Here is a 13,190-nt window from a genome sequence, read left to right on the forward strand (position 1 = left end):
GTTACGTAGATGCCTCAGCACTGAGCGGGGCTGTTTTACGCCTTAGCCGGGCAGCCAGGCTGTGGTAGCGCCCAAACATCGCCGAGAAAAGATAGCCCACGCCGGCCAGCAGAATAATGCTCGGCCCCGAGGGAATATCCAGATGAAAAGAGAGCAGCAAGCCACCGGTACTGGCGACCATGGCGATCACAACGGCAATCGCCATCAAGCCTTCAAGGCGCCTACTCCAAAAACGCGCGGCAGTGGCGGGCAGCATCATTAAACCTACCGCCATCATCGTGCCCAGCGTTTGAAAGCCCGCCGTCATGTTGAGCACCAGCAAGGCTAAAAACACGCTGTGCACCCAGCCGTTGCGGCGGTTTTGGCCGCGTAAAAAAAGCGGGTCCAAACACTCCACCACCAGCGCGCGGAAGATGATCGCTAGGGTCACCAGAATCAGCGTGCTGATGCCTGCAATCAGTAGTAATGCAGTGGCGTTAACGGCCAAAATCGACCCAAACAGAACGTGGGTTAAGTCAACGCTGCTGCCTCCCATCGAGATCAGCATGACCCCCGCCGCCAGCGAGATAATAAAAAAGCTCGCCATGGCCGCATCTTCACGCTGGCCGCCTATCTTCGATACTGCCCCGGCAAGTAGCGCCACCATTAACCCGCACAATACGCCGCCAATACTCATAATGGGCAGCGAGAACCCGGCCAGTAAAAAGCCGATTGCCACGCCCGGCATAATGGCGTGCGCCAAGGCATCGCCGATCAGACTCATGCCGCGTAGCACCAGAAAAACGCCCAAGGGCGGGGCCGCAATGGACAGCGCTAACCCACCGACCACCGCGCGGCGCATAAAGCCGTAATCAAACGGCGCAATCAGCCACGTATTAAGCAGTTCCAGCATGGTGCTCCCCCAGTGTAAAAGGTACTGCCTGGGCGGGCAGTGGCTGATGATGTAGTTCACTGGGTGCCACCCAGCGGGCATGGCCGCCGTTTAACATCAATATTTCATCGGCCAAGCGGCGTAAATGGTCCATATCGTGCAGAACAATAATAATCGTCGTACCGTCATCGGCCATCTGGCGCAGGATACGGATTAAAATATCGACCGTGTCGCTGTCCACGTTGGCAAAAGGCTCATCCAGCAGTAACAGCTCGGCTTCCTGCATTAACGTACGCCCAATCAAGGCCCGCTGGCGCTGGCCACCGGAAAGCTCGCCTAACGGGCGGTGAGCCAAGTGCGAAATACCCAAGCGCGCCATGATGTCGCGACCTTTACGGTAGTGCGCCGCACAGTAGCCTTTTAGTGCCCCATGGCTTGGCCAACTGCCGGTCATGACCAACTCCTCCACGCTCATGGGAAAGGTTAAGTCCAGCGCCAACTGCTGGGGCAGCCAGGCACGGCGCTCAGAAGGAACGCTGCATATGACGTTGCCACCTGCCGGGCGAAGTTCGCCCATAATGGCCTGGATCAGAGTGCTTTTACCGGCCCCATTGGCACCCACTAACGCCGTAATAGCCCCCGGCCTGATATCGCCATCCACATGCTCAAGCACGGTGCGATGCCCCTGGGCCAAGTGCAAATTCTTAAGCTGTAAGCGTGATGTTGTGCGCTGACTCATTTAGGCCACCCACCAGCCCACACCACCAGCGCCCACAGCGCCACAAGCGGTATCGTCACCAGTAGCAGCCGTTTCGTGGCCGACAATGACATTAAAGAGAAGTGGCAAGGCCCCTCCCGGTTATGGCGGTGCGTGCGATGACTCACAGAGTACCCTCTTAATAATAGAATAAGTTATAACATAACAATTGGCGAAGCCAAAAAAATTGCTGAATATTTTACGTGCTTACCGCGTCGTGACAATGACAAACGCGCTCACACACTCATCCCAAAGTAACTTATCCACAGGGCGTTTTAGTAACGCCATGTAGCGCTAATCTGCTGGGGAGAGACCAGCAGCGCATATTCACCGTCCATCGTCACTGGGCCAAGCGAAACGCGGGCGGGCTGAAAACGGTTAATAGCGGATGACGCCTGGTTGGGCTGGGTCCAAATCTGAAGCTCATTGACCAGCATGCCCATGGCAAAGTTCATCGCCCCGTCGCGCTCGCGGCCATCGGCCGCAATAATACCGCCCGCAATGCTGTTGATCACCAGTGAGTTCACCCGCTCACCCCAGCCACGGCGTGCCCGCTCGGCCTGGGCAAGTTCCAACCCCAGCGCTTGCACACCGCTTAGCTCACCACGGGCTTTTAAACGCTCGTACTGCGCCAACGCCGCCTGGTGTGGCTGGCTATCCAGCAACACCCCGCCAAGCGCCAAGGCTGATTTCACCACACCGATCCGCGCATCAAAACGGTCATCGCGGTCGCTTGCTTCGCTGGCCTGGTAAGCATCCACTACAAGGCTTGCGCCATAAATACCTGTCCAGCCCCACTCCCACATATTGGCCTGCCGCGCACCGCGCTCAAATACATCGTCGTAACCCGCCCACTCATCGGTTGTTTGCGCCAAGGCTGGCAGTGCCACAACGCACAGCAGTACGCCTAAAAGAGGGTGTAAACGCATCGGGAAAGTCCTGTCATCAAAGGGGGATGGCATTAAGCGTAGCATGTACGTGAAAGGCGGTTTGCGCGGCGGCTAATCGCTAAGTATGACTAAGGTCAATGGCGCTTAAAGGCGATCCCCGCACAGGCGGGGATGAACCGTCAGTAGTCGATATGAGCGATAATGGAAAAGTTGATCCCTGCGCGAGCGATAATGAGTTGGGGGTATTTAGATGGCCATCCCTCCATCGCGGGTGCGCTAACGGTTACTGCCGCGCTGCTTGAATGGGTTAATACTTGAAAGGTGGCGAGGCTTTAGCGCTGCCTTGAAATTAACGCTAGCGTTCAGCTTTAAGCAAAAGAGCCTCAATGGAGGCTCTTTGTCATAACGGTGCTGGAACCGCTTATTTGTCCTTGTCCCAGTGTTCAAAGGCGCGCTTGTCATCGGGGAGCCGGACAATGTCACCGATGTTGAGATCAGGAAGGCCTTTAATATGGTGGCCTTTGGTGTCCATGATGGCGGCAACGCTGCCAATACTAACGGCGTCTTCTTCTCGGTAGGCTTCCACTTTTACGTGGACAATTTTGCCTTGGTAGCGGGCGGATAAAATATCGCCGGTGCCAATGCGGGCGTGTTCATGGTGGTCGTTAGCAAACAGTTTGGATACGCTGTCTTTGCCGGGGTCTTCCCATTCGATATGTCGATGCATCGTGGTTTCCTTGTAAGTGGGCCGAAAAACACAAGTGTAGTTTGGTTTTTATTAGTTTTGCTAGTTATGGGTTAATGGGACCTTTGCCAATATGCTGAAACATAAAGGTTAAGGCCGCAGGTAGACTGGCACGCCAAACGCGCCAAGTGTGCCCGCCGGGGTAGAGGTCCAAGCGTACATCATTAGGTTGAATGCGTTCCATGGCTTGGCGTAGCTTACGGGCGTGAAACTCGGCGTCGTACACATCGCTGCGGCCTGCGCTAATGTAAAGTGGCACGATCGGGATGTCGCTCTCTTCTGCGCTGGGCCGGGGCGTTACGTTAATGCGATACGCTTCAAGGTAAGCGGGGTAGTTGAGCTGGTCCCATAAAGCCGTATCAAAATGGCCTTGTTCATCCAAGAACGCGGGATGGCGGTGTGCTGAGGAGTTGCTCGGCGGATACGGAAGATAGCTTGCCGGGCTTAGCGCTGCGGCGGCGGCAAACATCTCGGGCTTTTCCAGGGCAAAATTAAGCGCGCCAAACCCTCCGGCGGATAGTCCGCCTACGCCGCGAAGCGCTCGCGTGGCGCCCACTCGGTACTGGTTTTCAACATGCGGCATCAAGTCGTTAAAAAAGGCGCTGCGGGCGGCCTCATTATGGCCGTCTACCCACCAGCTGCGACTACCGGGCATGATGAAAACGGCCGGCGGAATGTGTCCAGCGCGAATCAAACGATCAGCAGTTTGGGCAAGGTTGCCCTTGGCTAGCCAGTCTCGTTCGTTGCCAAAAGAGCCATGGAGCAGATAAACCACTGGGTAAGGCTCGGCGGCAGTGGCGTCATAATGGTCGGGTAGATACACGGTGTAAGGGTAGGCGTGGCCCAGCGTGGGCGAGTCAAAGGTGGCGTAGTGCACCTCGCCAGCAACGGCGGTGTTAAACAGGCTCCATAGGCCCGCCAGGGCTGCCAGGCTGGTCAACAAGGAACGTAACAACCCGTGAAATACACTTGAAAATGAGAAGAGCGACAAACAGCCTCCGGGAATTATCGCAAGGTTATAGCGTCGTACACCGTACCCGCCGAGACTGTTCAGCGCAGGCGAATGTCAGGCATACACGGAGCAGGTATGCATAAAAGGATAGAGGAAATTTACTGGTTGCGTGCATACGGCTGCGTGGCCGTGTTTTTATTTCATTTGCTGGACCACGTTAATCAGCGTGTGGATAACCTGGCCACCGACCTGATGCGCCTGCCGCTGGTATTGGGCACGCCGATCTTTTTGTTCATTTCAGTGTTTGTGTTTGCCATGCGCTATGGCAAGGCAGTGCCGCCTGGCTTTTTGGCCCAACGGGTGAAGTACGTCATGCTGCCTTATCTGGTATATGGCTTTATCTACTCGACGGCCGAGTGGGTTCAGCTGTATATGGCAGGGGAGCCAGTAGGCTTTGCCGCCAATGCGCTGGAATACTTTGTTTTCGCCGGGTGGCACGGTTATTTCTTGATTATCGCCATGCAGTTTTATATCGCTTATTGGCTGTTTACCCGCTGGCAGCTGTGGCGCTTTAACCCGGTGCCGTGGCTGTGGGTGAGTTGTTGGGTGAGTATGACGTACTGGGGAGTAGCGTATTGGCTGGGTGTGGCGCTGCCGGGGTATCTGCTCTGGGTGGCGCCTCTGGGCTGGATATATCTGTTCTTTCTGGCCCTGGTGTTGGTGCGTTACTACCCCTTTGATAGTGGAGCCCAGGCACCGCTGCGGCCTTTATGGATGCAGTACCTGTCGTGGCCTTTGTGGTTGGTCGTGTTGGTTTGCTTGCTGGTCGCGGCCAGTGTGGCGGGGTGGTTGCAGTTCTCCTCCAAGGAGGTGTGGGTGATACCGCTGTTCATGCTCTCAACGCTTGTAGCGATGCGTTATTTAAAAGACATTACAGCGCCTCGCTGGGTGCGCTATATCAATCAGTATTCGTTTGGTATTTACCTGGCGCACCCCATGTTTTTTGCCATTACCGATGCGTTGGTGATGCCGTTGGCGTTGCCTATCACGGTTTACGTGCTGTTGCTGATAGTGATGGGTGCCACGGGCTCTATCCTGCTCAATAAAATGGCGAACACCACAAAAGCCGGGGCCATGATGTTTGGCAAGCGGCTAAAAGTGTAGGGCGTTGACGCGCCGTGCGGTGGGCTGGAAGCTGAGAGGGGCGCTCAATGTCTTTTTATGCGCCAATTAGGTGCGCTTATACTTATATTTGATCTATTTTGGGTCAAAAAAACAGGTCAGCGTGTGTTTAGAAGCCTCGGGAAATATTTATGCGTCATAGAGAGGCATGCAGGCGCATTTTTTATATACTTTAAAACAACAGGTTAGTGATTTCGTAGGACATGTTGGTGCAGGGTTGGCATGTTCTCTGCATTATATTTGTCAGCGGCTAGCCACCGTAGGCAGATGCCTCTCGGCGTGCTACAACAATAGCCGGTTTGAAATGATCGCTAGGCGATGTGTGATTCAATTTCAGGCAAACGTTAAGCGAATAAAAAGGATAGGCCTGTCAGGCACGCACTTTATTAAATGACGGGGTTTGTCTAATAACACTTTTATCGATAGCTTACTGTTACATGCTTTAAGCCACGCCCATATCGGAGGCACAATGTCAGCCAAGACTCTCGCGCTAATTGAAGAACATGATGTTAAGTGGGTGGATCTGCGTTTCACCGATACTCGTGGTAAAGAGCAGCACGTTACCGTGCCTGCCCGCGATGTAGACGAAGAGTTCTTCGAGAATGGCCAAATGTTCGATGGCTCCTCAATCGAGGGCTGGAAAGGCATTAACGAATCCGACATGATCCTGCGCCCGGAAGACGGCACTGCTTTCCTCGACCCCTTCACCGAAGACGCTACTCTGATTTTGCGTTGCGATATCATCGAGCCTGCCACGATGCAGGGCTATGACCGTGACCCGCGTTCTATCGCTAAGCGCGCTGAGGCGTACCTGGAGTCTACCGGCCTGGGCGATACTGCTTTCTTCGGTCCGGAGCCTGAATTCTTTATTTTTGACGAAGTACATTGGAAGTCTGATATTCAGGGTTCCATGTACAAGATTTCTTCCGACGAGGGCGCCTGGGCGACCAGTAATCAGGTAGAGGGCGGCAACCTGGGGCACCGTCCGCGCGTTAAAGGCGGTTACTTCCCGGTTCCTCCGGTCGACAGCTTCCACGATATCCGTGGCGCTATGTGTAACACCCTGGAAGCGATTGGTCAGACCGTTGAAGTTCACCACCACGAAGTGGCGAATGCGGGGCAGAACGAGATCGGCGTTAAATTCAATACGCTGGTGAAGAAGGCGGACGAAGTTCAGGAAATGAAGTACGTGATCCACAACGTGGCCCACGCGTACGGCAAAACCGCGACCTTCATGCCCAAGCCGCTGGTTGGCGACAACGGTTCTGGTATGCATATTCACCAGTCGTTCTGGAAAGATGGTCAGAACCAGTTTGCCGGTGATGAGTACGCAGGCCTGTCGGAAATGGCGCTGTATTACATCGGCGGTGTGATCAAGCACGCACGCGCTCTGAACGCCTTCACCAACGCCTCTACCAACTCGTACAAGCGTTTGGTGCCGGGGTTTGAAGCGCCGGTTATGCTGGCTTACAGTGCCCGTAACCGTTCCGCCTCTATCCGGATTCCCTATACGGTAAGCCCCAAAGGCAAGCGCGTTGAAACCCGCTTCCCTGACCCGACCGCTAACCCGTACCTGTCGTTTGCTGCCCTGCTAATGGCGGGTATCGATGGCATCAAGAACAAGATTCATCCTGGCGATGCCATGGACAAGAACCTGTACGACCTGCCACCAGAAGAAGGCAAGTTGGTACCGACCGTTGCCAACAGCCTGGACCAGGCCCTGGAAGCGCTCGACGCTGACCGTGCGTTCCTGACCGAAGGTGGCGTGTTCACCGACGATATGATTGATGCCTACATCGGACTCAAGATGGAAGAAGTGGAGCGTATTCGCATGACCACGCACCCCATCGAATTTGATATGTACTACAGCTGCTAATAGCGGTGTAACGCGATAGCTTTGAAACCCCGCTTCGGCGGGGTTTTTTATTGCACTTAACCAGTGAAAGGGTGCGCCTTAACGGTGCTCCATGCACTAAAATGGTGCATGTGATGGATCGACCATGGCAGGCTGCGCGCTTAACGCTCGTTGAATCAAGGCCTGGCGCGCTTTTTGCAGTTTCTCTTAAGCATTGAACATTTTTATCAGCGATATTCAGGACACGTCATGTATCAGCGTTTACTAGAACATCTCTCCATGGCAGTGCTGCTGCTGGACGGTGAGCTCCGCGTACGCTGGATGAACCCTGCCGCCGAAGCGCTGTTGGCAGTAAGCTTTAGCCGTGTGCAGGGGAGCAGCCTGGATACCCTGCTGGGCGGTGATGAAAGTATCGACCAGGTGTTGGCCAAGGCGCGGGATGCCTTTCATCCCTACACCCAGCGCGAGGCGCGCATTACCCCGGTTAACGGTGACGCGCTGACGGTGGATTACACCGTGACGCCCCTGTCGGCAGACGAGCTTCTGCTGGAAGTAGAGCCTCGTGACCGCTTGATGCAAATTTCCCGCGAGGAAGCGCTAACCACGCGCCAGGAAACCATCAAAGTGCTAGCCCGAGGCTTGGCCCATGAAGTGAAAAATCCGCTGGGCGGCATCCGCGGGGCGGCTCAGCTATTAGAGCGTGACCTGGATAAGCCTGAATTGCGTGAGTTTACCCATATCATCGTGGAGGAGGTTGACCGCTTGCGTGATCTGGTGGATTCGATGCTTGGCCCGAATCGCATTGTTAAGCACGCGCCGGTGAACATCCACAAAGTGCTGGAGCGGGTAAGAACGCTGCTGGTGGCTGAACATCCGAATATCACCATCCACCGCGATTACGACCCTAGCCTGCCGGACCTTTCCGGGGATGAGGCGCAGATGATCCAGGCCGTGCTTAACGTGGCCAGGAACGCCGTGCAGGCCATGAGCGATGCCGAGACCCCTGTGCCCGAATTGATGCTGCGCACCCGTGCCCGGCGTCAGTTCACCCTGGGTGCTGAGCGCCACCGGTTAGTGAGCGAGGTGGGTGTGATCGATAACGGCCCTGGTATCCAGGAAGGACTTAAAGAGACGCTCTTCTACCCGATGGTGTCAGGGCGTGCTGAAGGCAGCGGGTTGGGGTTGTCCATCGCTCAGTCGATCCTGCATCAGCATCAAGGGTTGATTGAATGTGACTCACGTCCCGGGCACACCGAGTTCCGCTTACTGATTCCATTGGTTATTAATTGTACCGGAGAAGCATCATGATAGAGGCGACACGTAACGAGGTTGCACGGGTGGTCGTTGTGGATGACGATCGCGCTATCCGCTGGGTGCTTGAACGTGCATTGGCACAGCCGGATCTTGATGTAGAGTGCATAGAACGCGCCGATACCGTACTGGAACGACTGCTGACAACCCCACCGGATGTGCTGGTGACTGACATTCGCATGCCGGGCATTGATGGGCTGGATCTTATGTCGCACATCCGTGAGGCGCACCCGGATTTGCCGGTCATCATCATGACCGCTCATTCGGATCTCGACAGCGCAGTGGCCTCTTATCAAGGCGGTGCGTTTGAGTACCTGCCCAAGCCGTTTGATGTGGATGAAGCGCTGGCGCTTGTGCGCCGGGCGGTGGCTCATGCGCGCGAGCGCCAACGGCCGATCAGCGTTCCCGAAGGTTTGAACGCAGAAATCATTGGTGAAGCGCCGGCCATGCAGGAGGTGTTTCGGGCCATTGGGCGACTCTCTCATTCGCATATTACTGTGCTCATCAATGGCGAGTCGGGCACCGGTAAAGAGCGTGTAGCCCAGGCACTCCACCAGCACAGCCCCCGGGCGGGCAAGCCGTTTATTGCCCTGAACATGGCGGCCATCCCGCGTGATCTGATTGAGTCTGAACTGTTTGGCCACGAGAAAGGTGCGTTTACCGGGGCCGCTGCCCAGCGCCAGGGGCGCTTTGAGCAGGCCGACGGCGGCACGCTGTTTCTGGATGAGATCGGCGATATGCCGGCTGAAACCCAAACTCGCTTGCTGCGCGTATTGGCCGACGGTGAGTTCTACCGAGTGGGCGGGCACACCCCGGTCAAGGTTGACGTGCGGATTATCGCCGCGACGCACCAGAACCTTGAGTCGCTGGTGGATGACGGGCGCTTTCGTGAGGACCTTTTCCATCGCCTGAACGTTATCCGCATTCACTTGCCGCGCCTTGCCGAACGCCGTGAGGATATCCCACGCCTCACACGGCATTTTCTTGCTGAAGCCGCCAAAGAACTTGCCACCGACATCAAGGTACTCACGGCCGAAACCGAGGAGCACCTGACGCGCCTGGCGTGGCCGGGTAACGTGCGCCAACTGGAAAATATCTGTCGCTGGTTAACGGTAATGGCGTCTGGGCGTGAAATTCTGGTGGAGGATTTACCGCCAGAGCTACGCTCCCCCCAGGCAACTGAAAGCGGCGGTCATGGCGAATGGCGCAGCGCCTTTCGGGAATGGGCCGACCGTGCTCTGGCCGAAGGGCATACACATCTGTTGGAAGAGGCCGTACCCGACGTTGAGAAAATTCTGATTGAGACGGCGTTAAAGCACACCGGTGGGCGTAAAGGAGAAGCAGCAGAATTGTTAGGCTGGGGGCGCAATACACTAACGCGTAAATTAAAGACGTTGCTACCCGCCCTGGCAGACGAATAACGCTGCCACTGTGCGCGCTAAACGAGCATTGATTGCTTGGTAAGCGCTTGGCACTGCGTTAGAAAACGCTCAAAGTCGCTCAGTATGGTGTCCAGGCTAGCGTGAAGACGATGGTCGTCATCGACCATCCGTAACGAGAGTTGCTGTAATCGGGCGCGTTCAATAACGGGGCCGGGCAGCACGACATCATCCTGCCTGCCGTGGATGATATGGGTAAGCTGAGCCTGAATCATCGGCGAGGTTTCAGGGTACGCCGGTAAGCCAAGCGCAGGGGCAAGTAAAAAACAACCTAAAAGGGGATGCTGAGCGCTAACCGCAGCGCTCAGCCATCCTCCCAAGCTAGAACCCGCTAGCACACACGCTGCGGGATTATCATTGCGTTTTGACAGAGTATCCAACAGGTGATCCAGCCGCCTGGGGGGCTCTGCCATGCCACGGTAATCCATAACGACCGGCTCACAATCATCGAGCGTTTCGGCGATCCCTTTGAGTGCCTGAATTTTCAAGGCACCAGGCCCGCTTTCCATGCCGTGTGAAAGATAGACGGTCATCATTATGGTTATTCCGCTGCTCTTTCAATCGCCTGGCCGCCTTCCGAGATATCCTCTCCCGCGCCATGAATCGTATTACAACCGCTGATCGCCAGCAGTGTGGTTAATAGCACTACACCCATCGCCCATGTGCGTTTCATTGAATGATCCCTTCTTGTTGATCAGAAATAGTCGTGAGTAGAAACAGTCCTGCGTAAAACCATTCTTGCATAAAACAGTAAGGCTGCCATCAGCAACGCAGTAGCCCATACCAAGCGCGCCTTCGAAGTATCTTGCCTTCTCTTTATATTAGCCAGCAATAACACGTTAGGGTAAGAAGTAGTACGTTTTTGCCGAAATAAAGTGAGCAATAGCCAAACGTTCAGCTTCCCAAGTGGTGATTGGTGTCACGGTGACCATTCGATGAGCAGGTATTTTTGTCGCATGTGCCTTTTTTACACACGGCTAAAGAGGGTTTTCGTTGTTTTTAGGAAAGTGTTTTTTATTTCAAACTTTTGATTTTGTTTGTTTTTTGTTTTTATGTTGGCAGTTGGCCTAAAGCCTGCAGTATTATGAGTAGGAACAACATGAGCGGATTGATAGGAAGCAAGGGAAGGCAGGAGCCAAGTAGAAGAACAGGACGTTAAAGGACATTCACCCGCTCATTTGTATTAGCATAAGGATATGCTAATCGTCGAGGCCAGGGATTGGCTGAGATGCAAAATGACCATTTCGCGTAAGCGTTGTGGTTTTTTTGCGTTGTGTGTGTTTTTTAAGTTGTTGAAAATTATAAAATTGTTGATTCCTGGCTATAATTTGCAAAAGATTTGTACAGATGACGCCGCCGATTTAGTCTATCCTTGCAGCACACTAAATCTAAGCGGTTAGAACATGCCAATGCAGTAGCCGCGCATTTCAGGAACAAGCGTTATGGCGATGGGATTGATGTTATGCATGTTTGTGCTGTTCTTGGTGTTTTCCGCCATCGGGTTATACATGATGTTTAAAAGTTCTTTTATGGTCACAACAGACAACCACGAAGACATACCGCCCGATATTTGATGGTTACCGCCCAACGGCGCGTTCTAAAAAGAATACGTACACTAAGCGATCATGCCCACGCAAGTGGGCATGATCGTTTGGGGTGAGCATAACGCGGCGGGCTACTGTTTCTGCCAGCGGCCACGGCCTCTGTCGGGCACCATGCGTCCGAAGTACAGCAGGCCAAAGACTAACCAGCCGACGGTTAAAATAGCCGAAAATCCCAGTATGGCGAGCGCACCAAACTCGCCTATCAAGGGCAGAGCAGCAGCGGTAAATAACCCACCACCTACCACCGGTTCAAACATAAGCTGCTTATAGCCAAAGCTCTCAAGCGCGCCGGATTTATTGCTGGGGTCCGCCATTCTCATCAGCAATAAGCCCGTCACCGTGACCCCCATGGATTGTCCAAAGTCTCCAATGCCCCGCTCAAACCAGCCTTCTGGAATCACTCGGGGGGCAATCACGATAAGAACGAATAACCCCCAGGCAATGCCGGCGACGGCAAGCAGTAAAAAGGGCAGGAAGTATTCCCCCAGGGTGGTGAGTGACAGCGTGGCAAGTGCTGCGACAATGGTGAAATCAAGCGCGGTGCCAGCAATTCGCGCCATGGTGCGTGTGGAAACATGGTGCTCCAGGCCAAAGCGCGTGATCACTAACTGGACGATGACGCCGCCAATCATCGCGATAGGAAATAGCGGCACGTGCGCTAATATCTCAAGGCCTCCATTGCTTGCCCAGGTGACCTGCTCGATCCACTGTAGGCCAGAGAGCAGCAGCCAACCTATTAAAATGGCAATGCCCACCAACCCAATATGCAGGCTAAGCGGGTCAGTAGTTCCTGCTTCATGCATGAGGTCTTTTTTAAATTCGCTAAACTCTTCAGTAGAAGGGCGACTGTCCTCACGGATCATGTCATCAGGTTCATCGTTCTCGTTGCTGGGCGTAATGATGTTGCGGCGCGCGGCAATGTTAATCATGAGCGTGCCAATGAGTACACCGGAAACAATGCCCACGGTGGCGAGACCAAGTGCAAGGTCAGCGCCTTCTTCAAACCCCAAGTCAGCGAACGTATCGGCCATGCCAGCGGCCGTACCATGGCCGCCTTCAAAGCCAATTTCAATAAGGGCACCCGCCATGGGGTTCATATTAAACAAGGGGGCAAGTATCAACAGCGCCAGCGTCAGACCCACCACGTATTGGCCCCACGCCATTGTTTGTCCAACAACGACCTGGGGGCCTGCGCGCAGCCAGATAGTACGAATGCCAGGAATCGTTTTACCGATAAAGAGGGCAGCAAATACCACGTTGATCAAAAGGCCAGGTAGCGCAGACCAGCTCTCTTGTACATACGCGGGGAAAAGGCCGGGGCTCTCTTCAAAAAAAGTAGGCAGCAAGCGGCCGATAACGTCCGGGCCCATCAATAAAAGCACAAGACCAGCAATGACGGAACTGGGTAAGAACAGCCTACGTAGCCAACCAATCCGAAGCCGCAGCGCATTACTTGCGACGAGCGCGAGAGAGATAATCACCAGTGCAATAAAAAGTTCACCAACCGTCATGGTCATCACATCACTCCTTAATGAATGCGAGAGGACGTATGCCGTCTTCACAAGACCAAGTAAATGACAGGGT

General features: G+C 54.5%; 12 protein-coding genes. 4 read left to right on the forward strand and 8 right to left on the reverse strand.

Annotated features, from left to right (window positions below):
• Position 1: 1 nt before the first annotated feature.
• The 5 genes from ACT3RQ_RS06840 to ACT3RQ_RS06860 form a co-directional block, all read right to left on the reverse strand.
• Positions 2-892, reverse strand: coding sequence for a metal ABC transporter permease (locus tag ACT3RQ_RS06840; protein ID WP_172117693.1), 891 nt, complete (start codon positions 890-892; stop codon positions 2-4).
• On the reverse strand, positions 876-1,610 hold the full coding sequence (locus ACT3RQ_RS06845) for a metal ABC transporter ATP-binding protein (protein WP_444627991.1): 735 nt from the start codon (positions 1,608-1,610) through the stop codon (positions 876-878). Before ACT3RQ_RS06845 ends, ACT3RQ_RS06840 begins: the two co-directional genes overlap by 17 nt.
• Positions 1,611-1,903: 293 nt before the next feature.
• Positions 1,904-2,557, reverse strand: coding sequence for a hypothetical protein (locus ACT3RQ_RS06850; RefSeq protein ID WP_444680176.1), 654 nt, complete (start codon positions 2,555-2,557; stop codon positions 1,904-1,906).
• A 382-nt stretch (positions 2,558-2,939) separates the two neighbouring features.
• Positions 2,940-3,245, reverse strand: a complete 306-nt coding sequence (locus tag ACT3RQ_RS06855) for a hypothetical protein (protein WP_087108882.1) — start codon at positions 3,243-3,245, stop codon at positions 2,940-2,942.
• A gap of 64 nt (positions 3,246-3,309) precedes the next feature.
• Positions 3,310-4,185 carry an alpha/beta hydrolase gene (locus ACT3RQ_RS06860; RefSeq protein ID WP_444639446.1) on the reverse strand — a complete coding sequence of 292 codons (876 nt, stop codon included), beginning with the start codon at positions 4,183-4,185 and terminating at the stop codon, positions 3,310-3,312.
• 165 nt (positions 4,186-4,350) lie between these two features.
• Between ACT3RQ_RS06860 and ACT3RQ_RS06865 the strand changes: the two genes are divergently transcribed.
• The 4 genes from ACT3RQ_RS06865 (at position 4,351) to ntrC (ending at position 9,984) form a co-directional block, all read left to right on the forward strand.
• Complete coding sequence (locus ACT3RQ_RS06865) at positions 4,351-5,379, forward strand: acyltransferase family protein (protein WP_444680177.1); 1,029 nt, start codon at positions 4,351-4,353, stop codon at positions 5,377-5,379.
• A gap of 487 nt (positions 5,380-5,866) precedes the next feature.
• The gene (gene glnA / locus ACT3RQ_RS06870; RefSeq protein ID WP_444680178.1) at positions 5,867-7,273 is read left to right on the forward strand and encodes a glutamate--ammonia ligase; all 1,407 of its coding nucleotides are present in this window, start codon (positions 5,867-5,869) and stop codon (positions 7,271-7,273) included.
• Positions 7,274-7,501: 228 nt separating this feature from the next.
• Positions 7,502-8,560, forward strand: coding sequence for a nitrogen regulation protein NR(II) (gene glnL, locus ACT3RQ_RS06875; RefSeq protein WP_444680179.1), 1,059 nt, complete (start codon positions 7,502-7,504; stop codon positions 8,558-8,560).
• Complete coding sequence (ntrC, locus tag ACT3RQ_RS06880; RefSeq protein ID WP_444680180.1) at positions 8,557-9,984, forward strand: nitrogen regulation protein NR(I); 1,428 nt, start codon at positions 8,557-8,559, stop codon at positions 9,982-9,984. Before glnL ends, ntrC begins: the two co-directional genes overlap by 4 nt.
• A 17-nt stretch (positions 9,985-10,001) precedes the next feature.
• Here ntrC and ACT3RQ_RS06885 read toward each other — a convergent pair whose 3' ends face one another.
• The 3 genes from ACT3RQ_RS06885 to ACT3RQ_RS06895 all read right to left on the reverse strand — a co-directional run bounded on the left by ACT3RQ_RS06885 (position 10,002) and on the right by ACT3RQ_RS06895 (position 13,123).
• On the reverse strand, positions 10,002-10,538 hold the full coding sequence (locus ACT3RQ_RS06885; RefSeq protein ID WP_444680181.1) for a YqiA/YcfP family alpha/beta fold hydrolase: 537 nt from the start codon (positions 10,536-10,538) through the stop codon (positions 10,002-10,004).
• Positions 10,539-10,543: 5 nt separating this feature from the next.
• Entirely contained in the window at positions 10,544-10,675 is a 132-nt protein-coding gene (locus tag ACT3RQ_RS06890) for an entericidin A/B family lipoprotein (RefSeq protein WP_087108872.1), read from the reverse strand.
• 1,002 nt (positions 10,676-11,677) lie between these two features.
• On the reverse strand, positions 11,678-13,123 hold the full coding sequence (locus ACT3RQ_RS06895) for a sodium/glutamate symporter (RefSeq protein WP_444631882.1): 1,446 nt from the start codon (positions 13,121-13,123) through the stop codon (positions 11,678-11,680).
• Positions 13,124-13,190 lie beyond the last annotated feature (67 nt).

It is taken from the genome of Halomonas sp. AOP43-D1-4, assembly GCF_052446175.1.
In the GTDB taxonomy this organism is placed as follows: domain Bacteria; phylum Pseudomonadota; class Gammaproteobacteria; order Pseudomonadales; family Halomonadaceae; genus Vreelandella; species Vreelandella citrativorans.